Raw genomic sequence first — 25,506 nt, 5'->3', positions numbered from 1 at the left:
CAGTGGCTAAGTGCGATATTTGCGGCAAGGGTGTTGCGTTCGGAATTAAGGTTTCCCACTCCCACAGACGTTCCAATCGGATGTGGAAGCCCAACGTCAAGCGCGTCAAGGCGATTGTTGACGGTACTCCGCGCCATGTTTACGTCTGTACGAGATGCTTGCGCTCCAACAAGGTCGAGCGCGCTGTGTAATCACACACCCAAAAAGTCAAGCAGATCATCGAAAGATGGTCTGCTTTTCTTTTTTCCTTCCCGTCAATTGCAGATTGGACCATACAGAAAAGCGGGCCGCCTCTGCGGTCCGCTTTTGAATGGTATGGAGTTAAGCTTCCGCCAGCGGCGCGGGAATCCGCACCGGTACACGGAATGTTTCCATGAGACTGACGTATTTATCAAACATGGTCACCACTCTGCCCTCGGCCGTGGCCGGCAGATTGCGGGTCAGCGGCCACATATGGCGCAGAATGATATCCTCTTCCACCGGCGTCAGATCGAAATACTTCCGGGCATTGTGCAGCGCCTTACGCGGGTGCTCAAAACCGTGGAGCAGTTCTCCTTTGGCCGGGCGGTAAGTATGCCAGTCGTAGAGGAACAGGTCGTGCAGAAGCCCGCCCCGGGCTGCTGCACGGGCATCCAGTCCCCGATCCCGGCAATAGCAATAACTGAGATAGGACACGTTGACACAGTGGTGCAAACAGCTGGTAGTTCCGTGCTGCATAAACTGCGCCATGGACTGCACTGCCTCATGCTCCCACAGGTCGGCAATGGCGGCGCGGTACAGCAGGTCCTGCGGCAACCGTACACTCAAAACCGTTCCTCCTTCCCCATCTCCAGCCCGCCGCGGAATTCCCGGCGGGCCTTCTTGGCACTGACAATAAAATCCACCAGATAGATCACACTAAGCGCAAAGGACAGCCACCAACTGGTCCGCTCCGACAGATGGAGCACCAGCCAGAACACTGTTTTATGCAAAAACAGGATGACAAACAGCGCCAGCAGTCCCCAGCCCATGGTGCTCTCCAGGCAGAGAATGCCTTTGTAGTTGAATTTCTTCTCCGAATAGTCCCACCAGAAATCTCCGAACAGCCGCTGCATGGCCCGACCCACCAGGTATTCAAACCCCGTGGCCGTCAGAGCGCCGACAAAAAACAGCAGCACCAGATTGTCCGCCAGCGGGTTCAGCGCCGCATAGCCCAGCATGGAACCAAAACCATAGATAATGCAGAAGGGACTGTGGGCAAAGCCGCGGTTTTCCCAATGGCCCTTTTCCCGGCGAATGACGATGCACTCCATAAGCCATCCCAAAAAGCTGTAAAGAAAGAACACGTTGATCAGCACCGAGAGCGACACGGCCTCCGGATAAAACATGGTCCTCAATTTTATCACCTTTTACGACGGACGGCAGGCAGAGACCCGGCGCTGCCGCCCCTAGGATTTTGTGTCATTAGTATAGCGCATCTTTGTACGATTTACAATAAAAATCAGAATCTTAAACAAAATTTAATCTTTCAATCGTACAAAAAACACAATAATTTGTCAATTCCAGCCAACATCTTCAAATTCATGACGTTTTTCGCGTCCCATGAGCGCATGCAGCGCCGCGCCGGGGTCGCAGCCTTCATAGAGGGTGGCATAGGCCTGCCGGACAATGGGCATCTCCACATGGGCCTTTTCCGCCAGTTCATAGGCGGATTTGGCGGCGTAGTAACCCTCCACCACGGCGCCCACCTCTTCCATGGCCTCCTGGACATTCTTGCCCTGGCCGATGAGAATGCCGGCCCGGCGGTTGCGGGAGTGCATGGACGTGCAGGTGACAATCAAATCACCCACGCCGGCCAATCCGGCGAAGGTCTCTTTTTGGCCCCCCATGGCCACGCCCAGGCGGGCCACTTCCGTCAAACCGCGGGTCATCAGCAAGGCCTTGGTGTTATCGCCAAAGCCCATACCGTCGGAAATACCGGCGCAGAGGGCAATGACGTTCTTCAGGGCAGCGCCCAGTTCTACGCCCACCACATCGGTACTGGCATACACCCGGAACCGCTCGTTCATAAAGACGTCCTGCACCATCTCCGCCACGGCGATGTCTTCACAGGCCGCCACGCAGCCCGTGGGGATGTCCCTGGCCACCTCCTCAGCGTGAGACGGACCGCAGAGCACCGCCACCGTCCGGCCCGTGACCTCCCGGAGGATCTCGCTGAGCCGCTTGGACGTCCCCGCCTCAATGCCCTTGGACACAGAGACCAGCACCGCATCCTCCCGCAGATGAGGCGCCACCTGCTCCGCCGTAGCGCGCACAGCAAAGGACGGCGACGCCATGACCACCAGACGTTTGCCCGCCACGCAGGCCGGGTCGCTGGTGAAGTGCATGTCCGGCAGCATCACACCCTTGAGCAGCCGATTCTCCCGGGTTTCAGACAGAGACCGGGCCTCCTGCTCATGGAAAGACCACAAGGTGACCTCATGGCCGTTTTTTACCAGCAGCCGCGCCAGAGCCGTACCCCAACCGCCGCTGCCTACCACTGCGATTTCCATATCCGTCGCCTCCTCAATTCTATGCGTTTATCAGCTTTTTTGTTTTTTGTGGAAGGAAAGCTTGTTCTCCTCCCCTTTGATCAGTCTGCGGATGTTGCTCCGGTGCTTATAGAGAACCAGAGCCGCCAGAATCACCGCCTGGGCGATGATCGCCCACCGGCCCGGATAGAGGATGAAAAAGGCCGGGACAAACAGGACCGCCCCCAGGCAGGAGCCCAAAGAAACATATTTGGTAAAATAGACCACGATGACAAACATCACCAGCAGGGCCAGGAAGAGCCGCCAGTCCATCATGGCCGCCAGGGTGGCGGCGCTGAGAATGCCCTTGCCGCCGCGGAACTGAAAAGCAATGGGAAACATATGACCCAGAACCGCACAGAATCCGCCCAGCATACGACCCAGGTCCCCATAGCCGAAGCGCCCCAGGAGCCAGGTACCCAGGAGCGCCGCCACCACGGTCTTAACCACATCGATGCCCAGCACCAGAAACGTGGACAGACCGCCGTAGGTGCGGTGAAAGTTGGTCAGGCCCGCGTTGCCGCTGCCCTTGGTGCGGACGTCCTCCTTCATGACCAGGCGGGAAATCAGGATGGCGCCGTTGAGATTGCCCAGCAGATATCCCGCAACCGCTGTGATTGCAAAGAACAGCCAGAACGCGCTCATCCCTCCTTATCCCCTTTCTGCCGGATGGTGATGCGCACCGGCGTACCCACCAGACCAAACACCGAGCGAATCTGATTTTCCAGATACCGCTGATAGGAGAAGTGGAACAACCGGGCATCGTTGCAGAAGATGACAAAGTGGGGCGGCTTGACGCCGGCCTGGGTCATATAGTAGATCTTCAGGCGGCGGCCCTTGTCCGACGGCGGCTGCACCCGGGCCATGGCGTCCTCCAGAATGTTGTTGAGCATACCGGTGGTGATGCGCATGGCAGCGGCGTTGGACACGGCGTTAATCTCTTCAAAAATCCGATCTACCCGCTGGCCCGTCAGCGCCGACAGGTACACCACCGGCGCATAGGTCATATAGGCCAAATCCCGGCGGACCTCTTCCGTCATCTTGGCCATGGTGTTGGTGTCCTTTTCCACGGCGTCCCACTTGTTGACAACGATGATGCTGGCTTTTCCAGCCTCGTGGGCCAGACCGGCAATCTTGGTATCCTGGTCGGTAACGCCCTCCTGAGCATCCACCAGAATCAAACAAACGTCGGCCCGCTCAATGGCGCTGATGGTCCGCAGGTTGCTGTAGCGCTCAATGGCGTCGTCCACCTTGGATTTCCGGCGCATACCGGCGGTATCGATAAACAGATACTTGCCGTGTTCGTTTTCAAAATAACTGTCGATGGCATCCCGGGTGGTGCCGGCCACATTGGACACAATCACGCGTTCTTCGCCCAGAATGCGGTTGAGCAGACTGGACTTGCCCACGTTGGGCTTGCCGATGATGGCCACCTTGATGACATCCTCGTCCTCTTCCTCCTCCACTTCCTCCGGGAAAGCAGCCACACAGGCGTCCAGCAGATCGCCGGTGCCGTGGCCGTGGACGGCGGAGACCTCAATGGGATCGCCCAGACCCAGAGCGTAGAATTCGTAGACGTCGGCATTGACCTGGCCAACGCTGTCGCACTTGTTGACAGCCAGGACCACCGGCTTTTTGGACCGCTGGAGCATGGAGCCCACGGCGCTGTCGGCAGCAGTGAGGCCCACGGTCACATCGGTGACCATGATGATGACATCCGCTGTCTCAATGGCGATTTCCGCCTGACGGCGCATGAATTGCAGCATCTCGCTGTCGGTACCCGGCTCGATACCGCCGGTATCCACCAGGGAAAAGGTCCGGCCGTTCCATTCGCAGTCGCCGTAAAGGCGGTCCCGGGTGACGCCGGGTGTGTCCTCCACGATGGCTGTCCGGCGGCCGGTCAGTTTATTGAATAACAGGGACTTGCCCACGTTGGGCCGGCCCACAATGGCTACAATGGGCTTTGCCATGCAGACACCTCCTATATGGTTTGTCCGAGGCGCAGCCCCTTTGGAACTACGCCAATTCTATTATGACATGGGCCGCCGGTCCGGTCAACCGGAAAGCCCTCGGTTCCTGTCGAAGGCAAAAGAAAAAGAGGCAGATCCAAGGACCGGCCTCTTAGTTTCTTTGCATTGGGACTTACTTCGCCTCGACAGCAACGACTTCACGTCCGTTGTATGTTCCGCAAGCCTTGCATGCTCTGTGGGGCAGACGGGGAGCGCCGCACTTGGGGCAAGCGACTACGCCGGGGATGGAAATCTTCCAGTGAGAGTTGCGTCTCTTGTCGCGTCTTGCCTTGGAAACTTTACACTTGGGTACAGCCATTTGTGACACCTCCTTGGTCTAAATGCCTTTCGGCATGGGCTTGTAAATTATTGTAGCAGCTGCTGCAACGCAGCAAAGCGTGGATCCACATCGGGTTTGCACTGGCAGGGTCCCTCGTTGAGGTTCTTGCCGCATTTGGCGCAAAGTCCTTTACAGTCCTCGCTGCACAGGAGCTTGGAATCCATGGACAACACAAAGGCCGTAGTCATAATGTCGTCCAGATCGGCGTTATCGCCGTCCAGCAGGAACGTCCACTCGTCGGCGTTGTCCTCGTCGGCCAGTTCCCGGACCAAAATAGCCTCCACAGGGAACCGTACGTCCCGGGAAAATTCCGTGGCGCAACGGTCGCAAGTGCCGTGGAGCCGCGTTTCCAGGGTGCCGGTGAGAACCAGGACACCGGCTGTGTTGCGAACCTGTCCGGTACAGCGTACCGGTTCCGTAACCGGCCGTCCGCCGCCGAAGGTTTCTTCGCGCAAATCCAGTGTCATTTCAAACGGAACGATGCCACCGGGGCAGTCGATGATCTTGGACAATCCTAGCAGCATATGCGTTCACCCACTCCATTAGTCGTGCAGGGTATATTGTATAGTATGTTTCCGGAATTGTCAAACCCTTTTTTACAAAAAATTTAAAAAATGTGATTCCAGGCCCTTGACATTCCCCGTTCCACCGTACATGATGGGAGTACGAACCACACAACGGAGGCACACTATGAAAGAACTGCACATCGGACGCAACGACGCCGGCCAGCGGCTGGACCGCTTCGTGGCCAAATCCGTTCCCCTGCTGCCGGCCAGCCTGTTACAGAAATACATCCGTCTCAAGCGGATCAAGGTCAACGGCAAAGGCGCCAGCCGCGACACCCGATTGGTGGAGGGCAACGTACTGCAATTATATATCAACGACGAGTTTTTTGAAACCCCCAAAGCGGAAAATGCCTATCTGACTGTTTCCACTCCCAAGCTGCACATTGTCTACGAGGATGAGCACATTCTGCTGGTGGACAAAAAACCCGGCCAGGCGGTCCACCCCCACGACGGTGCGGAATACGGCAAAACCTTGATTGACCACATCCAGGCGTATCTCTACGCCAAGCGGGAGTGGCGTCCCCGGGAGGAAAACAGTTTTACGCCCGCACTGTGCAACCGCATCGATCGGAACACCGGCGGCATTGTCATCGCCGCCAAGACCGCCGAGGCCCTGCGCATTCTCAACCAGAAAATCCGGGACCGGGAATTGGACAAGCGGTATCTCTGCATCGTCTACGGTACCCCCAAGCCGCCGGAGGGCAAGCTGGAGGGCTATATTTTCAAGGACGCCGCCAAAAACCGTGTCTATGTGACGAAGACGTCCCAGCCCGGCGCTAAAACGTCGGTGACCCGTTACAAAACCCTGTGTACCCGCAACGGCCTGTCCCTGGTGGAGTGTGAGTTGATCACCGGTCGAACTCATCAGATTCGCGCCCAGATGGCTGCCGCCGGACACCCGCTCCTGGGCGACGGCAAGTATGGAAAGCTGGACAAGCGCTATGACCGAAAATTCCAGGCCCTCTACTCCTACAAGCTGACGTTCACCTTCACCACCGACGCCGGATGTCTCTCCCACCTGGACGGAAAGACGTTCCAGGTGGAAGATGTGGACTTCGTGGAGCAGTATTTCCCGGGTTATACATGGTAAACGCGGCGAAATCCGTCGATTTTCGTTGACATCGACTCCTTTATTTTATATAGTCATTCTATGGCCTGCGGAGCGCCGCTTCCGTGGGCCACCATTCCGAAGAAAGAGAGGGCGGAGCATGGCAAAGGAACTCATCCGCTTGACGGACCTGACCATGACCTTTGAAGATGGCGAAACCATCCTCAAAGGGATCAACCTATATATCAATGACCACGAATTTCTCACGCTGCTGGGTCCCAGCGGCTGCGGCAAGACGACAACGCTGCGGATGATCGGCGGTTTTTTGACACCCACCTCCGGTGAAATTCTCTTTGACGGCCAGCGCATCAACGAGCTGCCGCCCCACAAGCGCAAGATCAACACGGTGTTCCAGCGTTACGCCCTGTTCCCTCACCTGGACGTCTACGACAACATTGCCTTTGGCCTTCGGCTGGCCAAACTCAGCGAACGGGAAATCGACGAGCGGGTCATGGAGATGCTGGATATTGTCAGTCTCAGGGGCTTTGAGAACCGCAAGGTCACGTCTCTGTCCGGCGGACAGCAGCAGCGGGTGGCCATCGCCCGCGCCCTGGTCAACCGGCCCAAGGTTCTGCTGCTGGATGAGCCCCTGGGCGCCCTGGACCTGCGTCTCCGCAAGGATATGCAGAACGAATTGAAGCGCATTCAGCAGGCCATGGGCATCACCTTTATCTATGTCACCCACGACCAGGAAGAAGCGCTGACCATGTCCGACACCATTGTGGTCATGGACAAGGGCCACATTCAGCAGATTGGCCGCCCGGAGGATATTTACAACGAGCCGAAAAACGCCTTTGTAGCCGATTTCATCGGCGAGTCCAATATCCTTGACGGCATCATGCGGCAGGACCTGCTGGTGGAGTTCTTCGGCCGTCAGTTCCCCTGTCTCGACAAAGGCTTTGCCAAGGATGAGCCGGTGGACGTGGTCATCCGCCCGGAAGATATCGACATTGTCCCCGCCGACGACGGCCACCTGTGCGGCACCGTCACGGCCATCACCTTTAAGGGCGTCCACTACGATATCATCGTGGATTTCAAGGGCTTCAAGTGGCTGATTCAGTCCACCGACTACCAGGAGGTCGGCTCCTACATCGGCATCCGGCTGAATCCCGAGGATATCCACGTCATGAAGAAGAGCGAATACTCCGGCATGTTCGGTGATTACAGCTCCTATTCGGCGGAATACGACGAGATTGCGGAGGGCGGCGAAGATGAAGCGTAGCTGGCTGTCCGGCCCCTATGTGATTTGGATGATTTTGTTCACCCTGATTCCCCTGGGCATCGTCTTTTATTTCGCGTTTACCGATGGAACCGGTCAATTCACTCTGTCCAATATCCAGCGGCTGGGGGCATATCTACCCATTTTGCTGCGGTCGGCCTGGATGTCCATTTTTTCCAGTATCCTGTGTCTGCTGATCGGCTATCCCGTGGCCTACTGCATGTCCCTGGCCAGTCCCACCCGGCAAAAAATCTACTATATGCTCATTATGCTGCCCATGTGCCTGAGCTTCCTGCTGCGAACCATGGCCTGGGTCTCCCTGCTGGAGGACACCGGTATCATCAACAACTTTCTCCGCTCCCTGGGTCTCGCCCCCCTGCCCCTGATCCGCAACACAGGCGCCGTCATCCTGGGCATGGTTTACAACTATCTGCCCTTTATGATTATGCCCCTCTACACGGTCCTCATCAAAATCGACCGGCGGCTCATTGAGGCCGCCCAGGACCTGGGCTGCAATCAGGTACAGGTGTTCACCAAGGTTATTCTGCCCCTGTCGGTGCCCGGCATTGTCTCCGGCATCACCATGGTCTTCGTCCCTGCCGTGTCCACCTTCTATATCTCCCAGAAGCTGGGTAGCCCCGGCGCGGTCCTCATTGGCGATGTCATCGAGTCCCAGTTCAAGGGCGCTTACAACCCCAACCTGGGCGCCGCCATGTCGTTAATTCTCATGGCGTTGATCTTCCTGTGCGTGGGCCTGATGAACCACTTCTCTGGCACCGATGACGAGGAAGGAGTGGCTACCCTGTGAGACGCTTTAATAAAATTTTTACCTTTCTGGTGTTCCTCTTCCTCTATATCCCCATGATTCTGCTGGTGGTGTCCTCCTTCAACCAGGGCACCGATATGGCCGTTTGGAAGGGCTTCACCTTCTCCCAGTACGGCGAACTGTTCCGGGATGGGTCCCTGCTGCGGCTTTTGGGCAATTCGGTGCTGGTGGCAGTCCTGTCCAGCCTCATCGCCACCATTCTGGGCACCATGGCCGCTCTGGGCATCCACGCCATGCGGGGCCGCATGCGCCGCATCGTTCTGGGCGTCACCAACATTCCCCTGACCAACCCGGAGATCGTCACCGGCGTGGCCCTGGCCCTGCTCTTTGCCTTTGCCGGTACCATGCTGAAAATCAACTCCATCCTGGGGTTCTGGACGCTGCTGATTGCCCATGTGACGTTCAATCTGCCCTATGTCATTCTGTCGGTGATGCCCAAGCTGGTACAGATGGACCCGGATTTGGCCGAGGCGGCCCAGGACCTGGGCTGTACCCCCTTCCAGGCCTTTACCAAAGTGGTCATCCACGAGATTCTGCCGGGCATTGTCTCCGGTGCGCTGATGGCGTTCACCATGAGTCTGGACGACTTCGTCATCAGCTATTTTGTCACCGGCTCCGACTTCGTCACCCTGCCGGTGGAAATTTACAACTACACCAAAAAGCCCATTCAGCCAAAAATCTACGCCCTGTTCGCATTGATGTTCGGCGTGATTCTTCTGCTGATGGTAGCCATGAACCTGTTGCAGCTGCGGGACCTGAAGCGCCGCCGCACCAAGCTGACCCAAAGGAGGGAGCCTTCCCGTTGAGGAAACGCCTTGTTACTCTGCTGCTCACCGCTCTGTTGGTGCTGGCAGCCTGGCCCATTACGGCCGCCGCCGCCCCCGGCGGCACCATTAACGTTTACAACTGGGGCCAGTATATCTCCGACGGCACCGACGGTTCCCTCGATGTGATTGCCGCCTTTGAAGAGGAAACCGGCATCAAGGTCAACTATGTGACCTTCGACAGCAACGAGACCATGTACACCAAGCTGAAAACCGGCGGCTCCTCCTACGATGTTATCATTCCGTCGGACTACATGGTGGGACGGCTCATTGCCGAGGATATGCTGGAGCCCCTGAACTTCGACAACATCCCCAACTATCAGTATGTGGATGACTCCTTCCGCAATACGGCCTATGACCCGGCGAACCGCTACTCCGTACCCTACACCTGGGGCACCGTGGGCCTGATCTACAACAGCAAGTATGTGGACAACGTCACCGGCTGGTCCGCCCTGTGGGACCCCCAGTACGCGGGAAAAATTCTGATGTTCGACAACTGCCGGGACGCCTTCGCCATTGCGGAGCTGCGGCTGGGCTACAGCATCAACAGCAGCGACCCGGCGGAATATCAGGAGGCCGCCAATCTGCTCCAGCAGCAGAAGCCCTATGTCCAGCAATATGTCATGGACCAGATTTTCTCCAAAATGGAGCGGGAGGAAGCCTGGCTGGCCCCCTACTATGCCGGCGACTATTTGACCATGGTGGAGGAAAACCCGGACCTCTCCTTCTGCCTGCCTGAAGAGGGATTTAATATGTTCATCGACGCCATGTGCATTCCCAAAGGCTGCACCAACAAAGAGGGCGCCGAAGCCTTTATCAACTTCCTCTGCGATCCGGAAATCTCCGGCCGCAACATGGACTACCTGGGCTATTCCACCCCCATTTCCGCCGCCAAGGCATACATGGACCCTGCGGTGGCCAATGATCCCGTGGCCTATCCCGACGCCGAAACCCTTTCCAGAGGCTCCAGCTTCCTAGCTCTGCCCACGGAATCCACTCAGCTGATGGATTCCCTGTGGCTGACGGTGAAAACCGCCGGCGGCGATACGGACTTCTATCTCTGGTCCAGTGCCGCCGTGCTGATTCTGGTGGTCGGTCTGCTGACCATTGCCAAAATCCGCAAAAAGCGCCGCATTGCCCGCCGCGGATGCAGCCGTCGCCCAAACAACCCCTGACAAAAACCCGCTTCTGCCGAAACAGAAGCGGGTTTTTTATGAAATTATTCAAATTTCGGTTCGTTGGGATGCAGCAGCTCAATGCGTTCCCGAGCCTCTCTGCCCTCCCGCAGAAGCCGTTCCAACGTCGCTTCGTCACCGTCCACAATGGCCTGACGCACCTCGTTCATCCGGGCTATCAGCAGGTCGATCTCCTCCACCAGCGCCGCACGGTTCATGGCGAACAGCTCCGTCCAGACCTTTTCATTCAGCGGGGCCACCCGGGTCATATCCCGGTAGCTGCCGCCGGCAAAGCCGTCATAATTGGCCGACACGGGACTTTTCACATAGCAGTTGGACACCACATGGGCCAGCTGGGATGTATGGGCAATCATCCGGTCATGGGTTTTGGCGTCGCAGATGCGAATGGTACCGAAGCCCACCTGCCGGAACAAATCGCTGAACCGGTCCAAATCCCCAGCCCCCGTGGTTTCCGTCGGCACCAGAATCATACTGGCGCCGTCGAACAGCTCCGCAAAGGACCGCTCATAACCCGCCCGGGCCAGACCGGCCATGGGGTGGCCGCCGGTATATCGGATGCCATAGGCAGCAGCCAGGGGCGTCACCGCCTCCTCCACCGCCTCCTTGACACCCACCAAATCCACTATGGCCGCCCCCGGCTTCATGGTGGGAATGACCCGTTCCAGAAAAGCGACTGTGGCCCGTGGATACAGCACCGGAATCAACAGATCACACCGGGCCAGCACCTCCTCGTCGGCAATGCCGTCGATGGCCCCGTCGGCCAGAGCCCGCTCCGCCACGGACCGGGTCCGGTTCCAGCCGTACACCAGGCAGTCCGTATGCTTTTTAAACGCTTTGGCCATGGAGCCGCCGATGAGGCCCAGCCCCGCTACCACTACCAATTGTTTCATTGTTACCGCTTCCTTTGTTATCACGTTTTAAATGGCTAAATTTTTCTCATTATACACAACGGACGGCCGTCCGTCAAGAGACTGCCGTCCGCTGGTTGTTGTTTTTTGGGTCAGCTACCCACATAGGTAAACTGGTTGGACTGGGATAAGGCTTCCCCCTGGGCTGTCACCTGGGAGACTGCCACCACGTCCAGGGGTTCCAGCGTCGTGGCCGGCAACATCAGAGTACTGCTGTTGATGAAAATAGTATCGGACCGTAGCTTGCCGTTGATGGAAATTTGGCTGCATTCGGTAAAGTTCTGACCGGTCACATACAGTTCATCATGGAGGTTGTCGGCCCGTTTGACAGTAATGGGAAGAACACCCATCTGCAAATCCGTCGGCTCATAGGGCAGCCGTCCGTCGTAGGCGTAATAGTCGCCGTACAGCAGGTCGTAGCCCAGCATCTGCAAGTCCTCCTGGTAGTCGGGATTGGTGTCCCGATCCTGGTGGAGTTTGGTCAACATACCGTCGTGATAGCCCAGCTGTCCCAGCACTGTGGCCATCAGTTGGTAGGCTTCCAGGTCCTCGTCCTCCTTGGGCAGACCCAGGTTGTTCCAAATCACATATTCCGTTTGCAGCAGATCACCCTTGCTCAGATACTCCGGCTGAATGGCAAAGTTGGGCAGATGGTCACCGAAAAGTATCAGCACTGTGGGTTCGTCCCGCTCCGCCAGTGCCTGGACCAGTTGGCCCACAAAGGCGTCGGTCTCATAAATCTGATTGACATAGTATTCAAAGCTGATGGGGTTGATGCCCTCCAACTCGCCCGCCACGGATATGGGCTGGTTCGGGTCCAGTACCTCCGTGGGGTATTTCCCGTGGGGCTGCACCGACACGGTGTACACCATATCCTGTCCCGGCGTGGAGTCCAGCGCCTTGAGAATTTCCTCCGTCAATAATGCGTCCTTGGCCCATCCCAGGGGATTCCGCTCCACCCGCAGCATATACTCCACCGATGTGAAGGTGTCGAACCCCAGATTGGCATAGACTTTGTTGCGATCGTAGAAAGTGCCCGTGTGGTTGTGGATGGCGTGGCAGGCGTAGCCCTCCTCCTTGAGAGCATAGTTGACCGATTCACAGACGTTGGATTGCAGAATCGTCTCATAGGGGTATTCGCCGGTACCGAAATAGTCCAGGCTCATACCCGACAGGATTTCAAACTCCGTGTTGGCCGTACCGGCGCCGATGGACGGCACCGACAGCAGACCCGTGGAGCAGAATTCTTTCAGCGCCGTAAAATTGGGCACCGGGTCCTGCGAATAGGTCAGGCCCTTGAGGTATTTCACATCCATAAAGGACTCCAGCTGCACAGCCACAATATTGGGCATGACTTTTGTTTCGGTGCCCGAGGCCGTGGAATCCGGCTCCTCCTGATCCAACTCCTCCACCACCGTACCCACTTCCTCGGGCGAATAGTCCTCCGGCTGGGTGATGCCCCGGTCGAACAGACTGGTACTGAAACAGTATGTAAAGCCATAGGCGTTATAGGCGTTGCCCAGGTTATCAAACTGGGTAGCCAGAATGCCGGTGCTGGTGAAGAGTACCGTGGTGCCCCAGACGTATAATCCCGCCGCCACACAGCCAAACCCGGAACGCAGATAGTCCACGGGCTCACTGAGGGGCAGCTTCAAAAACGCCACCACCAGCGCCGCCAGAACGGCCAGGGTGACCAGTACAATCAAAACCACCTGGAAAGGATTCAAATAGACATCCAGAATGCTGAACACAGAGAAAATCAGCCGGAAATCCACGGCGGTCAGCGGCGTAATCCGAAAGGACATCAGCACGCATTCCACCACACCCAGAGCGATCCAGAAGATGGAGATCAGCAGTAAGGCAAAGCGGCGGCGGCGCACTAGGCCCACCAAACTGACAGTCAGCAGAATGATACCCATACCGTAGATAAACGGCATGGGGGCGTCCACCAGAAATTGCAGTCCCTTGAGCAGGGAGCGGCGGCACAAACTCTCCAGCGTCAGATTCAGGACAAAGGAGATCAGAATGGCAAACAGCACCTTGTGCTGTATCAGTTTTTGGACAGCGGAGCCGGCCCGCTGTTTTAAATTCTTGAGTGATGTCTGCAAAGGAAGTTCCTCCATAGAATTAACGTGAATTTAACAGGAGCAGACACAGTATAGCCTCCCTTGGGCCAGAATGCAAGCAGAAAATGAAAAAGAGCAGACCGGGCAATTCCGGTCTGCTCCTTGAACGATATGGAGTTTTGGTTTCAGCAGGTGGCGCCGCCCACCAGATGCTTTTCAGCGCCCAGGATTTCCGCCTTGTGCTCCAGCAATGCGTTGTCCAGCAACTGGGCCTCCACATTCTCAAAGCCGAGACGGGCCACGGTGTCGGCAAAGCGCTCGCCGGTGATGCCCTGATCGCGGAACAGGAGAATGGCCTTTTCCAGCACGGCAATAACCTCCTCCTCACTGTGGAAGACCTTGGTCATAGCCTGACCCTGTGCCACTTTCTTGCCCCAGCGGCCGCCCAGATATATTTTGTATCCGTAACGGCTCTCGTCCACAGCATGGAACGGACATTTGCCCACACAGCGGCCGCAGTGGTTGCAGCTGTCTGCCGGGATGTCCAGTTTGCCGTTTTCCACATGGGCCACATGGATGGGGCAGTTCTCCTCCACAGCGCACTTCTTACAGCCGCGGCACTTGTCGTTGTCAATCACGGGAACGCGCTGGCCCACAATACCGATGTCGTTGAGATCGGGCTTGACGCAGTTGTTGGGGCATCCGCCCACGGCAATCTTAAACTTATGGGGCAGCAGTACATCGTGGTAGCCCTTATAGAATAGGTCATGGACGCGGTTGGACAACGCAAAGGTATCGCAGTTGCCATACTGACAGGTGGTGCCTTTGCAGCTGACTACCGGGCGCACCTTACTGCCGGTGCCGCCGGTCTCCAGGCCCACCTTGGCCACATACTGGCGGAACGGCTCGATGTTCTCATAGGGAATGCCCTGGACCTCCAGGGTCAAACGGGTGGTCATGGCAATTTCACCGGAACCGAACTTTTCGGCGGCCTCCGTCAGACATTGGCTCTCGGCAGCGGTGATCTTGCCGTTGCGGGTCAGGATACGACCGTTGAAGCAGCGGGTTCCCTTCTGGTGCAGGAAGCCCAGCGCCTTGACCCGCTTGATATCGGCGGCGGTCAGCGGAGGCAGTTCCGTCTCCTCGCTGCCCTTGAGGAAGGATTCCAGTACCTCGGCAGCGGCTGTAACCGCAGCCAGACAGCGCTCCTGCTCCGTTGTATACTTGTCCTTCAACTCTTTACAGAAGGTACTGCCCAGACGCTTCTCAAAGGCTTCCTTCAAAGCAGCGCACTGTTCCTTGAATCCCTCAGTGGTATGGGCTTTGCCCTGCACTCTGCACTGGCCCAGAATCGCCATGGAACCGGCCAGCGCGCCGCAGGTGCTGCCGCAGCCCATACCGCCGCCAAAGGCGCTGACCAGTTTGGCGCTCTCCTCCGACAGGCCCAGGCCCAATGCCTCATTGGCTGCCAGGAACACGGTCTCGGCGCAGTTGCGGTCCTGCTCCAGATAATACTTGCGGACGTAATCTTTGATCATCGTTGGACACTCCTTCTGTCTGTTGGCGTCTGTTGTTTTCTGACTTCAGCATAGCGGATACCAGCCGAAAAGTAAACTACCAATCCCACGATGAAAATCATAAGATTTTCCCTATTTACATTCCTTATATTCCTTACAAAGTTCCAGAAACGCCCGAAGTGGCGGCCGGATATACTTGTCCTTATGAATCACCAGGGAGAACCAGCGCTCCACCGGGCCGTCGGAAATGGGAACTGTAACCAGTCCCGTCCCCTTACGCAGCAGCCGGGGCGACATAAGCGCCACGCCCAGTCCCGCCCCTACCGCGTCGAGGATCGCCTGGGAGTTGGTACACTCCCATCCCACCTGCATATTCACACCGGCCCGCTGAAACTCCAGGTCCAGCACCTGCCGGGTGCCGCTTTCCGGTTCTCGCAAAATCAGCCGTTCCGAGCCCAGCTCCTCCACGCGGACGCTGTCGCGTGCTCCGAACCGATGGTCCGGACGGCATACAAGCACCAGACGGTCCGGCATCATAGGCGATACCACCAGATCGTCGCTTTTAATATGACCTTCCACAATGCCCACGTCCAGTTCATTGCGGAGGATTTTTTGTTCAATAATCCCCGTATTTGCCACATAGACATAGGGCTGCGGTCCCTGGACCCGGCCCACGATCTCCGCCATAATACTGCTGCCCACAGTGACCGATGCGCCAATGCGCAGTGGCGTCCGGCTGCCGGCACAGAGCATCTGGCGGCCGATTTCCTCATTGAGACTCAGCATTCGCCGAGCATAGCCCGCCAACTGTTCGCCCTCCTGCGTAATGCACAGTTTCTTGCCCAATCGTTCAAAGAGCCGCACGCCATATTCATCCTCCAGGTCGGCCACCACACCACTGACCGACGGTTGACTGATGTACAGCCGTTCGGCAGCCGCCCGCATACTGCCGCCATCCACGACGGCCAGAAAAACCTCCAGGCTGCGCAGCGTCATCGGACATCCCCCCATCGATAATTCATTACCTATGATTATAAATGCTTCTTTCATACTTTGCAACGCTTAAAAAAACAGTTATAATACTTTTATTACCATTTCATGATTCTTTGACGCTTCCCTGGGAGCGTCACATCAACTGGAGGGATTTCTCATGAAAACTGTGATTGTCGGCGGTGTGGCCGGCGGCGCCAGCGCTGCGGCCCGCCTGCGTCGTTTGGATGAGCGCAGCGACATTGTACTGCTGGAGCGCGGCGAGTATATCTCCTTTGCCAACTGCGGTCTGCCCTACTATGTCGGCGGTGAAATCACCGAGAAGAGTGCCCTGACGCTGCAAACGCCTGAGAGTTTCTATAACCGGTTCCACATTGACGTCCGTGTGCTCTCGGAGGTGGTGTCCATCGACCGTGCCGGGAAGACGGTCACCATCCATGATCTCAAGGAGGACCGGCAGTACACGGAGACCTATGACAAGCTGATTCTCTCCACCGGCGCCGAGCCCCTGGTGCCGCCTATCGAGGGCGCCAAGTCCGCCAATGTCTTTACCCTGCGCAATATTCCCGACGCCTATGCCATCCGTGACAAGGTGGTGGCCCTGGGTCAGGGTAAGAAAGCCGTCATCGTCGGCGGCGGTTACATCGGTGTGGAAATGGCCGAAAATCTCCTCAACGCCGGTTTGGATGTGACCGTCGTGGAGATGGCCGATCATCTGATTGCCCCTCTGGATGCGGACATGGCCGCCGACGTCCACCACTACGCCAAAGAAAAGGGTCTGAAGCTGATGCTCGGCAGCGCCGTCACCGGCATTGTGGAGCGGGATGGCGCCATGACCGTCACTACTTCCACCGGCGACGTGGCCGCCGACGTGGTCATCCTGTCTGTTGGTGTCCGGCCTGAGAGCCGTCTGGCCAAGGAGGCAGGACTGCCCTGCAATGCCAAGGGTGGTATTCTGGTGGACGATCACATGCGCACGGAAGATGATAACATCTACGCCGTGGGCGACGCCGTGGAAATCAACGAGTTCGTCACCGGCGACAAGGCCATGGTGCCGCTGGCCGGTCCGGCCAACAAGCAGGGCCGCATTGCTGCCGACAACATCTGTGGACTCCACTCCCGCTACACCGGCACCCAGGGCAGCGCCGTACTGAAGCTGTTCGACATGACCATTGCCACCACGGGCCTCAATGAGCGCACCGCCAAGGCCAAGGGCATCGACTATGACAAGGTGTTCCTGTATTCGGCCAACCACGCCGGCTACTACCCCGGCAGCACCATGATGTCTATGAAGGTGCTCTTTGAAACCCTGTCCGGCCGCATTCTCGGCGCACAGATTGTGGGCTTTGACGGCGTAGACAAGCGCTGCGACGTGCTGGCCACGGCCATCCGCTTCAACGCTACCGGTCGTGATCTGACCCAGCTGGAACTGTGCTATGCACCTCCCTTCGGCTCCGCCAAGGACCCGGTCAATATGGCGGGCTTCGTCATTGAGAACATTGAAAAGGGTCTGGTCCACCAGTTCCACTGGCACGACGTGGCCGCTCTGCCCAGAGACGGCAGTGTGCAGCTGCTGGATGTCCGTACCCCGGCGGAAGCCGCGCGCGGCATGATCGACGGCTTCACCAACATTCCTCTGGACGAGCTGCGTCAGCACTTGAAGGAATTGGACAACACCAAGCCCATTTACGTTCACTGCCACAGCGGCCTGCGCAGCTACATTGCCTGCCGCATTCTCACCGGCGAGGGCTTCCACTGCTACAATCTGGCTGGCGGTTACCGTCTGTATCAGTCGGTGACCGGCGAGGGCAAGCCCCCTGTCAGCGCCATGCCCTGTAAAAAGTAATTCCACGCATTTCCGATTCAAAAAACCCGATGCGGTACATGTTCCGCATCGGGTTTTCTGCTTTTTATGCCAGGACCTGCCGGAGCACAAAGGCAACCGTATCACAGAGAACAATGGCCAGTACGATCCAAAAAACAGTGGTACGGGTCCGGGGCTTCATCCGTCCTATCAGCTTTTCAAACAGAGGCTGCAAGCCATACAGAAACAGCAGCCCACCCAGACCGAAACGGATCGACGGCGACAGCGCAATCCGGCCCTGGAACTGAATTTTGTAATCTCTGGCATACGTCTGCCAGGGCCATTCCCCCAGGAGCAGCTCGCACAGGTAAGAGGCCGCCAGTTCAATGGCCGTGGCCACCAGAGCGCAGCCCAGGAAAATTACCGGCACCAGCAGCAGTTTCTGCTTTTTGGTCTTTCCCCGCAGCAGCGGATACAGGGTAGCCAAAAAGGTCAGCGCTCCCACACCGTACACCGGCAGATAGGGCCCGAACAGGACGCCCCGGTTTGAGAAGCCCCAGCGGTAAACCACCACCTCCAGAAATACCTCATAGCACCAGCCGATGACGCAATACATCATAAAATACAGGAAATAACGCTGGAACTTGTCGGATTTTGAATGAACCGTTGTCATAGTATGTTTCCTCTCTCAAAATGGGGATTCCTAATCGTTCTTGATAAAACGCTTTCACGGATTTTACTGCAAAAAAGGCAGCATCACTTGGCGGTGTCTATGCTCATAAACCTTTAAAATTTTATGAGAGCATGGTATCAGACAGCAAACTGGCTCTCATACAGCTGGGCATAGAAGCCCTTTCGGGCCAGCAACTCCGCATGGCTGCCCTGTTCGATAATATGACCGTCCCGCATGACCAGAATCACATCGGCCTCCCGGATGGTGGACAGACGGTGGGCCACGATAAAGGCCGTCCGGCCCTCCATGAGCTTCAAAAAGGCAGACTGAATCTTTTGTTCCGTCCGAGTATCGATGGACGATGTGGCCTCGTCAAGAATCAGCATGGGCGGACGGCACAGCATGACTCGCGCAATGCACAGCAGCTGCCGCTGGCCCTGAGACAAACTCTCGCCGCCGTTTTCCACCATGGTGTCGTAGCCCTGGGGCAGCCGGCAGATAAAGCTGTGGGCGTGGGCCTGTTTGGCCGCCGCTTCAATCTCCTCCCGCGTGGCGTCAGGCCGTCCCATAGCGATATTCTCAGCAATAGTAGCCGTCTCCAGCCAGGTATCCTGGAGCACCATACCGAAGCCCCGGCGCAGGCCCGACCGGGTCAATTCCCGGATATCGGTACCATCCACGGCAATGGAACCGCCGCAGACGTCGTAAAACCGCATAAGCAGGTTGATCAGCGTTGTCTTGCCGCAGCCTGTGGGACCGACAATGGCAATGCGCTGGCCCGGATGCACCTGGAGATTCAGCCCGGTAATGAGCGATTGCTCCGGCGTATAGGAAAAGGCCACGTCCCGCAGCTCTACCGCGCCATCGTAATGGTCCGGCGTCACAGCGTCCGGACTGTCCGGCGTCTCCTCCTCCTCATCCAACAGGGCGAAGATGCGTCCGGCACAGGCCAGGGCATTCTGGAGCTCCGTTACCACGCCGGAAATTTCATTGAACGGCTTCGTATACTGATTGGCATAACTGAGGAACACGGTCAGCTGACCCACGGTGATGGCGCCTGTCAGTGCGCTGAACGCACCGGTGACACCGACACCGGCATAGACCAGACTGTTGATGAACCGGGTGGCCGGATTGGTAATGGAGGAGAAGAAAATGGCCCGCAGGGAGTATTTCTTCAACCGCTCGTTGACTTCATCAAACCGTTCCATTACCTGCTCCTGCTGTCCAAAAGCCTGCACCAGCTTGACGCCGCCCACCATCTCCTCAATCAGCGCTGTCTGCTCGCCCCGGGTCACGGACTGCTTGGTAAACATGGCATAGGTCCGTTTAGCGATGAAGGACGCCACCAGCAGGGACAGTGGTGTAACCAGCACCACCACCAACGTAATGACCACATTGACTGAAAGCATAAACAAAATGGTGCCCAGTATGGTGATGACGCCGGTGAACAGCTGGGTAAAGCCCAGCAGCAGGCCATCGGAAAGCTGGTCGGCATCGGCAATGATACGGCTGACGGTGTCGCCGTTGGAATGGCCGTCAAAATACCGGGTGGGCAGGTTCTGTAACTTTCGGAACGCCGCCGCCCGGATATCCCGGACGGTACACAGCGTCAGCCGGTTGTTGCACAGGCCCATAATCCACTGGCTCAGAGCCGTCAGCACCGCCACTACAGCAATCTGCATTAAAATGGGAGCCAGGGCCGCAAAGTCCACGGCCCCCCGGTCCACCAGGCAGTCCACAGCGTCACCGGTAAGAATCGGGATGTACAATGTCAGAGCCACAGTCACCACGGCCAGAATCAGCGACAGGACCAGCAGCGCGCCGTAGGGCCGCAGATACGACAGCACGCGGCGCAGCGTTTCTTTCTGCTTCATGCCCCCACCTCCTGTTCCTGCTGGGTGGCGTGGATTTCCCGGTAGACGGGGCACGTCTTCAGCAAGGTCTCATGAGTACCCAGACCTACGGCTTGTCCATCCTCCAGCACCAGAATCTGATCGGCAAACCGGATGGACGAAGTCCGCTGGGAAACGATGAACACTGTGGTGTTCTCCAGTTCCCGCAATGCCTTGCGGAGTTTGGCGTCGGTGGCGTAGTCCAGGGCCGAGGCGCTGTCATCCAAAATCAGAATCTCCGGCCGCCGGACCAGGGCTCTTGCAATAGTCAGTCGTTGACGCTGGCCGCCGGAAAAGTTCCGTCCTCCCTGCTCCACCACCGTTTCCAGGCCCAACTCCTTCTGCCGGACAAAGTCCGCCGCCTGGGCCCGCTCCAACGCCTCCCAAAGCTGGGCTTCCGTTGCATTTGGATCGCCCCAGCGCAGATTCTCCGCTATGGTTCCCCGGAACAAATTGGCCTTTTGTGGAACCAGTCCGATGCGCTGTCGGAGACTGTCATTTATCCACAGTTTTGTGGATAACCCATCGACAAGCACCGAGCCATTTGTTGGTTGATAAAATCCCGGAATCAGGTTGATTACTGATGTTTTACCGGAACCAGTACCGCCAATAATTCCGAAAACGCTGTTCTTTCCTACGCGAAAGGAAATGTCTTTCAACGCCGGTGCACCGCCGTCTGCATAGGTCAGGGACACATGATCAAAAACGACGGAATCCGAACTTTTTTCACCAGTTTGCCGTTCTGTGCCCAAAGGCTCCTCCGGTGTGGAAAGGAGCTGTGCAATACGGTTGCCGCAGGCCCAGGACCTGGTGATATTGATAATCAAATTGGCCATTTTCACCAGCTCCACCAGAATCTGCGACAGGTAGTTGACCAGGGCCACCACCTGGCCCTGCGTCAGCACGCCGCCGTCCACCTCCAACGCGCCGGTTTTCAGCAGTACCACCAGGCCCAGATTCACCAGCACATAGGTCAAGGGATTCATAAGGGCTGTAATCCGGCCCACAAACAGTCCAAAGGAGGTCAGGGATTCATTCCGCTGGTCAAAACGCTCCGTCTCCTGCCGCTGGCGTCCAAAGGCCCGCAGGACCCGGACGCCGGACAGGTTTTCCCGCGTAGCGCCCAGGACCTTGTCCAAACGCTGCTGCACCGCCTTATAACGGGGGATGCTCCACAGCATAATACCGAAAACCACCAGCGACAGAGCGGCGATGACACCCAAAAAAATCCCGGCGGCCCGCAGGTCAATGGTACAGGCCATAACCATAGCGCCGAAGACGATAAACGGTGACCGCAGCAGCAGCCGCAGCGTCAGATTGACACCGGTCTGGACCTGGTTGATATCGCTGGTCATGCGGGTAATCAGCGTATCACTGCCCAGCCGGTCCTGCTGGCTATGGGGCAATCGCTGGATATGCGCAAAAAGCCGTTGGCGCAGATCGCCGGCAAAATGCACCGCCGCCTTGGCAGCAAAATACTGGGCAGTAATGGCGCAGGTCAGACCGATCAGGGCCAGGACCACCAGCAGCACCCCCTGGCGCAGCAGAAAGCCTTTGTCGCCGCTGGCGATGCCTGTATCGATCATGGCCGCCACCACCAGGGGCACAAACAATTCAAAGGTGGCTTCCAGCAGCTTGAACAGCGGCCCCAAAATGCATTCTTTTGTATAGCGTTTCAGATACTTAATCAGACTTCTCATAGGTTACCGCTCCGTATCCTTCTGATGGGCTTCCAGCCAGGCGCGGATGTCCACCAGTCCCTGAGCGCTCATGGGGAAAGTCTGCTCCGCCTCAATCTCGCTCTTTTCCATACAATACAGCCCGTGCCACAGCTGACCCAAAATGGTGCTGGCTTCCAAATCCACCTCTTTGGGTGACTTCATGGACACCTGCGGCGTCAGCATAAACCGCAGCAGGCCAAAGCTGCCGGAAAACCGGTTGTTGTTTTCAAAGTAGTGCAGCGTGGGCAGAAAGATTTGTTCGTACTCCTCCATACGCTCTCTTTACGCCTCCAGCAGTTCTTCCATCTCGTCCAGCAGCTCATCAAAGAGGGCCAGCGCCTCCTCCACCGGCGCGGCGGTAGTCATGTCCACACCGGCGCCCTTGAGCAGGTCGATGGGGTCCTGGCTGCATCCGCCGGACAGGAACTTCAGGTAATCTTTGACCGCCGGCTCCCCTTCCCGCAGGATGCGCCGGGACAGTGCAATGGCTGCGGCGTAACCGGTGGCGTACTGGAACACATAATAATTATAGTAGAAGTGGGGAATCCGGGCCCACTCCAGCTCAATCTGCTCATCCAGCACCATATCAGGACCGAAATACCGCTCATTGAGGGCCCGGTACTCCTTGCACAGTGTCTCCGCCGTCAGCGGGGTACCACCGGCGTTGAGCTCTCCCATACGCAGCTCGAACTCGGCAAACATGGTCTGCCGGTACAGGGTGCTCTTGAACTGCTCCAGGAAATGGTTGATGAGGTAGGCGCGTTCCTTGCGGTCGGTGGTTTTGGCCAGAAGATGCTCCATCAGCAGCGCTTCATTGCAGGTGGAGGCCACTTCGGCCACAAAAATCACATACTCACAGTAGCGCTGGGGCTGGGTCTTATTGGACAGGTAGGAATGGATGGCGTGGCCCATCTCATGGGCCAGGGTGAACTGGCTGTCCAGGGTGCCGTTGTAATTGAGCAGCACATAGGGATGGACATGGGCGCCGGCAGAGTACGCGCCGGACCGCTTACCGGGGTTTTCATAGACGTCGATCCACCGGTTGTCAAAGCCCTCCCGCAGGATCTTGCGGTATTCCTCGCCCATGGGCGCCAGTGCTTCATAGACCGTCTCCCGGGCCTCTTCATAGGGGATCTTCCGGCTGACGCCCTCCACCAGCGGCGCATAGACATCATACATGTGCAGCTCGTCCACACCCAGCAGCTTCTTGCGCAGGCGGACGTAGCGGTGCATCTTGTCCATATTGCGGTTGACGGCATCAATAAGGTTATGGTATACGGGCACCGGTACCCGGGTCCCATCGAGAGAGGCTTCCAGGGAAGAACCATAGTTGCGGGCGTTTGCATAGAATTGCAGCTGCTTTACCTGGCCCGACAGCATGGTCGCCACGGTGTTGCGGAACTGGCGGAAAGGGGCGTACAGATTCTGGAAGGCAGACTTCCGCAGCGCCCGGTCGCTGCTCTCCATATACTGGCCGTAGGTGCCCTGGGTCAAAGGATAGGACTTCCCTGCCCCGTCCACGGCATCTTTAAAGGTCAAATCGGCGTCACAAAACATGGAAAACGCCGCGTTGGGCGTCTGGGCCATCTCACCGGTACCGGCCAGCAATTTCTCTTCCGCCGCAGAGAGAATATGGGCCCGGCGGCTGCGGAGGTTCTCAAGATACCGGCGGTACAGCTCCAAAGCCGGTTCGTCACGATAGAACTGTTCCAGCACCGCGTCTTCAATGGCCAGCACCTCCGGCGTCTCGAAGCTGGAAGCCGCGGAGGCCTCCACCCAGACGGAAATGATGCGGTCCGACATGGCCTGATAGGTCGCCACACGGGTATCCTCATCATTGCGGCGCTGGGCATACTCCGCCAGATCGCTGATCATCCGTTCCACCCGGTCCTGCAACTGCAAATAGGCGCAGAGCGTCCGGGCCGACTCGCCCAGTTTTCCGGCGTACTGCGGTACCTTTGCCAGTTCTTTGCGCAGCTCTTCCAACGCCTGCTCCCACTGCTGGTCGCTGGCAAACAAATCCTCAATGGCCCAAAGTTCCTCAGGCTTGCGCTGTGCGCGCTCCAACACCTTTGTTTCCATGTTGTGTTCCTCCTGCGTCATGAAATTTTTCAGCGCTATTGTACCATGTTTTGCGCCGCTTTACAACGGACACCATTGACATTGTCCCACAACTGTGCTACGGTAAATCGAGATTTTGTGAGGAAACGGGGAACATTGATGAAACTGCAACGGATATCCAACGGATTGTTGATTCTGGCCGCCATGATCTGGGGTGCGGCCTTTGTTGCGCAGTCCGCCGGTATGGACTATGTGGGACCACTGACCTTTCTGGCCTGCCGCAGCGTCCTCGGCAGCGCCGTGCTCCTGCCGGTCATTGCCGTGCTATCACGTCGGACCCCGGCTGCGCCGCCCACCGGTTCCCGGCGGGACCTCTGGCTGGGCGGCACTCTCTGCGGTGTGATTCTGTTCGTCTCCGCCACCTTGCAGCAGGTGGGACTTCTGTACACCACCGCTGGAAAATCTGCCTTTGTCACGGCCCTCTATGTGGTGCTGGTTCCCCTATGCAGCGTGCTCCTGGGCCGCCGGTTTCGCGTCAACCTTTGGATCAGTGCCGTCATTGCAGCTGCTGCCCTGTATCTGCTCTGTTGGAACGAATCCCTTTCGGTGGGTTTCGGTGAACTGTTGACATTGGGCTGCGCCCTGTGTTTTTCCATCCACATTCTTGTCATCGATCACTTTTCCAGCCGCGTTGACGGCGTGAAACTGTCCTGCATACAGTTTGCCGTCTGTGCGGTGCTGGCCTGGGTGGCCGCTTTCCTGTGGGAAACCCCCTCCTGGACTGCCGTCGTTCGGTGCTGGCTGCCCATTGGTTATGCCGGTATTTTATCCAGCGGCGTGGCCTTCACCTTGCAGATTGTAGCTCAGAAATACACCAAACCGACAGTCGCCTCCCTGCTTATGAGTCTGGAGTCTGTTTTTGCCGTTCTCTTCGGCGCGGTGCTGCTGCAAGAACGGCTGTCCCTTCGAGAATATGTGGGTTGCCTCCTGATGTTCGGCGCGATTGTCCTGGCCCAACTGCCTACGCGTACCAGACAGCCCCAATAACAAACCCGCCTCCAGCACGGAGGCGGGTTCATTACATCTATAATATGAAGCCACAAGAGACGCTGCTGAAGCAGCGTCTCTCAGTCTGTCGAGAAACCCGGCATATGCGTCAAGCATAAGCCGGGTCTCTGGCGTATAGAGGCCAAAGAAGGATAAGGGTAAATGGAGCAAGCTTCTCCTTCCACAACCA

At 57.4% G+C, this 25,506-nt stretch carries 24 protein-coding genes; 8 read left to right on the top strand and 16 right to left on the bottom strand.

Features of this window, described 5'->3' with window-relative positions:
• The first annotated feature begins 2 nt into the window (after nucleotides 1–2).
• The gene (gene rpmB / locus ACTQ33_RS11030; RefSeq protein ID WP_441464644.1) at nucleotides 3–191 is read left to right on the top strand and encodes a 50S ribosomal protein L28; all 189 of its coding nucleotides are present in this window, start codon (nucleotides 3–5) and stop codon (nucleotides 189–191) included.
• A gap of 130 nt (nucleotides 192–321) precedes the next feature.
• Here the strand turns inward: rpmB and ACTQ33_RS11025 are convergent, their stop codons facing one another.
• The 7 genes from ACTQ33_RS11025 to ACTQ33_RS10995 form a co-directional block, all read right to left on the bottom strand.
• Complete coding sequence (locus ACTQ33_RS11025; protein ID WP_441464643.1) at nucleotides 322–807, bottom strand: HD domain-containing protein; 486 nt, start codon at nucleotides 805–807, stop codon at nucleotides 322–324.
• Nucleotides 804–1,367, bottom strand: a complete 564-nt coding sequence (locus ACTQ33_RS11020) for a putative ABC transporter permease (protein WP_441464736.1) — start codon at nucleotides 1,365–1,367, stop codon at nucleotides 804–806. The genes ACTQ33_RS11025 and ACTQ33_RS11020 overlap by 4 nt, the downstream gene beginning before the upstream one ends.
• Nucleotides 1,368–1,535: 168 nt before the next feature.
• Nucleotides 1,536–2,531 (bottom strand): NAD(P)H-dependent glycerol-3-phosphate dehydrogenase, encoded by a 996-nt coding sequence (locus tag ACTQ33_RS11015; RefSeq protein ID WP_441464642.1) that lies wholly within the window; start codon nucleotides 2,529–2,531, stop codon nucleotides 1,536–1,538.
• Nucleotides 2,532–2,561: 30 nt separating this feature from the next.
• Nucleotides 2,562–3,194 (bottom strand): glycerol-3-phosphate 1-O-acyltransferase PlsY, encoded by a 633-nt coding sequence (gene plsY / locus ACTQ33_RS11010; protein WP_441464641.1) that lies wholly within the window; start codon nucleotides 3,192–3,194, stop codon nucleotides 2,562–2,564.
• The gene (gene der, locus ACTQ33_RS11005) at nucleotides 3,191–4,519 is read right to left on the bottom strand and encodes a ribosome biogenesis GTPase Der (protein WP_441464640.1); all 1,329 of its coding nucleotides are present in this window, start codon (nucleotides 4,517–4,519) and stop codon (nucleotides 3,191–3,193) included. The genes plsY and der overlap by 4 nt, the downstream gene beginning before the upstream one ends.
• A 172-nt stretch (nucleotides 4,520–4,691) precedes the next feature.
• The gene (gene rpmF, locus ACTQ33_RS11000; RefSeq protein WP_441464639.1) at nucleotides 4,692–4,877 is read right to left on the bottom strand and encodes a 50S ribosomal protein L32; all 186 of its coding nucleotides are present in this window, start codon (nucleotides 4,875–4,877) and stop codon (nucleotides 4,692–4,694) included.
• Between the two features lie 47 nt (nucleotides 4,878–4,924).
• On the bottom strand, nucleotides 4,925–5,422 hold the full coding sequence (locus ACTQ33_RS10995; RefSeq protein ID WP_441464638.1) for a YceD family protein: 498 nt from the start codon (nucleotides 5,420–5,422) through the stop codon (nucleotides 4,925–4,927).
• Between the two features lie 166 nt (nucleotides 5,423–5,588).
• Between ACTQ33_RS10995 and ACTQ33_RS10990 the strand changes: the two genes are divergently transcribed.
• The 5 genes from ACTQ33_RS10990 to ACTQ33_RS10970 all read left to right on the top strand — a co-directional run bounded on the left by ACTQ33_RS10990 (nucleotide 5,589) and on the right by ACTQ33_RS10970 (nucleotide 10,616).
• Nucleotides 5,589–6,554, top strand: a complete 966-nt coding sequence (locus ACTQ33_RS10990; protein WP_441464637.1) for an RluA family pseudouridine synthase — start codon at nucleotides 5,589–5,591, stop codon at nucleotides 6,552–6,554.
• A 118-nt stretch (nucleotides 6,555–6,672) separates the two neighbouring features.
• The gene (potA, locus tag ACTQ33_RS10985) at nucleotides 6,673–7,794 is read left to right on the top strand and encodes a spermidine/putrescine ABC transporter ATP-binding protein (RefSeq protein ID WP_441464636.1); all 1,122 of its coding nucleotides are present in this window, start codon (nucleotides 6,673–6,675) and stop codon (nucleotides 7,792–7,794) included.
• Nucleotides 7,784–8,599, top strand: a complete 816-nt coding sequence (locus ACTQ33_RS10980) for an ABC transporter permease (RefSeq protein WP_441464635.1) — start codon at nucleotides 7,784–7,786, stop codon at nucleotides 8,597–8,599. Before potA ends, ACTQ33_RS10980 begins: the two co-directional genes overlap by 11 nt.
• Complete coding sequence (locus tag ACTQ33_RS10975; protein ID WP_441464634.1) at nucleotides 8,596–9,423, top strand: ABC transporter permease; 828 nt, start codon at nucleotides 8,596–8,598, stop codon at nucleotides 9,421–9,423. The genes ACTQ33_RS10980 and ACTQ33_RS10975 overlap by 4 nt, the downstream gene beginning before the upstream one ends.
• Nucleotides 9,420–10,616 (top strand): ABC transporter substrate-binding protein, encoded by a 1,197-nt coding sequence (locus tag ACTQ33_RS10970; RefSeq protein ID WP_441464633.1) that lies wholly within the window; start codon nucleotides 9,420–9,422, stop codon nucleotides 10,614–10,616. Before ACTQ33_RS10975 ends, ACTQ33_RS10970 begins: the two co-directional genes overlap by 4 nt.
• Nucleotides 10,617–10,660: 44 nt before the next feature.
• Here the strand turns inward: ACTQ33_RS10970 and ACTQ33_RS10965 are convergent, their stop codons facing one another.
• From ACTQ33_RS10965 to ACTQ33_RS10950, 4 genes are all read right to left on the bottom strand, one after another.
• The gene (locus tag ACTQ33_RS10965) at nucleotides 10,661–11,527 is read right to left on the bottom strand and encodes a prephenate dehydrogenase (RefSeq protein WP_441464632.1); all 867 of its coding nucleotides are present in this window, start codon (nucleotides 11,525–11,527) and stop codon (nucleotides 10,661–10,663) included.
• Nucleotides 11,528–11,637: 110 nt separating this feature from the next.
• Entirely contained in the window at nucleotides 11,638–13,653 is a 2,016-nt protein-coding gene (locus ACTQ33_RS10960) for an LTA synthase family protein (RefSeq protein WP_441464631.1), read from the bottom strand.
• A gap of 143 nt (nucleotides 13,654–13,796) precedes the next feature.
• Entirely contained in the window at nucleotides 13,797–15,149 is a 1,353-nt protein-coding gene (locus ACTQ33_RS10955) for a C-GCAxxG-C-C family (seleno)protein (protein ID WP_441464630.1), read from the bottom strand.
• Between the two features lie 111 nt (nucleotides 15,150–15,260).
• Nucleotides 15,261–16,124, bottom strand: a complete 864-nt coding sequence (locus tag ACTQ33_RS10950; RefSeq protein ID WP_441464629.1) for a LysR family transcriptional regulator — start codon at nucleotides 16,122–16,124, stop codon at nucleotides 15,261–15,263.
• Nucleotides 16,125–16,278: 154 nt separating this feature from the next.
• On the opposite strand from ACTQ33_RS10950, the gene ACTQ33_RS10945 reads away from it, so the two are divergent.
• Nucleotides 16,279–17,964 (top strand): FAD-dependent oxidoreductase, encoded by a 1,686-nt coding sequence (locus tag ACTQ33_RS10945; protein ID WP_441464628.1) that lies wholly within the window; start codon nucleotides 16,279–16,281, stop codon nucleotides 17,962–17,964.
• A 64-nt stretch (nucleotides 17,965–18,028) separates the two neighbouring features.
• Here the strand turns inward: ACTQ33_RS10945 and ACTQ33_RS10940 are convergent, their stop codons facing one another.
• The 5 genes from ACTQ33_RS10940 to pepF form a co-directional block, all read right to left on the bottom strand.
• On the bottom strand, nucleotides 18,029–18,595 hold the full coding sequence (locus ACTQ33_RS10940; protein ID WP_441464627.1) for a putative ABC transporter permease: 567 nt from the start codon (nucleotides 18,593–18,595) through the stop codon (nucleotides 18,029–18,031).
• A 137-nt stretch (nucleotides 18,596–18,732) separates the two neighbouring features.
• Complete coding sequence (locus ACTQ33_RS10935) at nucleotides 18,733–20,469, bottom strand: ABC transporter ATP-binding protein (protein WP_441464626.1); 1,737 nt, start codon at nucleotides 20,467–20,469, stop codon at nucleotides 18,733–18,735.
• Complete coding sequence (locus ACTQ33_RS10930; protein WP_441464625.1) at nucleotides 20,466–22,187, bottom strand: ABC transporter ATP-binding protein; 1,722 nt, start codon at nucleotides 22,185–22,187, stop codon at nucleotides 20,466–20,468. Before ACTQ33_RS10930 ends, ACTQ33_RS10935 begins: the two co-directional genes overlap by 4 nt.
• A gap of 3 nt (nucleotides 22,188–22,190) precedes the next feature.
• Nucleotides 22,191–22,481, bottom strand: a complete 291-nt coding sequence (locus ACTQ33_RS10925) for a hypothetical protein (RefSeq protein ID WP_441464624.1) — start codon at nucleotides 22,479–22,481, stop codon at nucleotides 22,191–22,193.
• A gap of 9 nt (nucleotides 22,482–22,490) precedes the next feature.
• Nucleotides 22,491–24,290, bottom strand: a complete 1,800-nt coding sequence (gene pepF / locus ACTQ33_RS10920; RefSeq protein WP_441464623.1) for an oligoendopeptidase F — start codon at nucleotides 24,288–24,290, stop codon at nucleotides 22,491–22,493.
• A 138-nt stretch (nucleotides 24,291–24,428) separates the two neighbouring features.
• Between pepF and ACTQ33_RS10915 the strand changes: the two genes are divergently transcribed.
• Nucleotides 24,429–25,316 (top strand): DMT family transporter, encoded by an 888-nt coding sequence (locus tag ACTQ33_RS10915; RefSeq protein WP_441464622.1) that lies wholly within the window; start codon nucleotides 24,429–24,431, stop codon nucleotides 25,314–25,316.
• The last annotated feature ends 190 nt before the right edge of the window (nucleotides 25,317–25,506 follow it).

Origin of the sequence: Candidatus Avoscillospira sp. LCP25S3_F1, assembly GCF_052117125.1 — a bacterium.
In the GTDB taxonomy this organism is placed as follows: Bacteria; Bacillota; Clostridia; order Oscillospirales; family Oscillospiraceae; genus Avoscillospira_A.
Note: the sequence above shows the minus strand (reverse complement) of the source record. Positions and strands in the feature narration are given on the sequence as shown.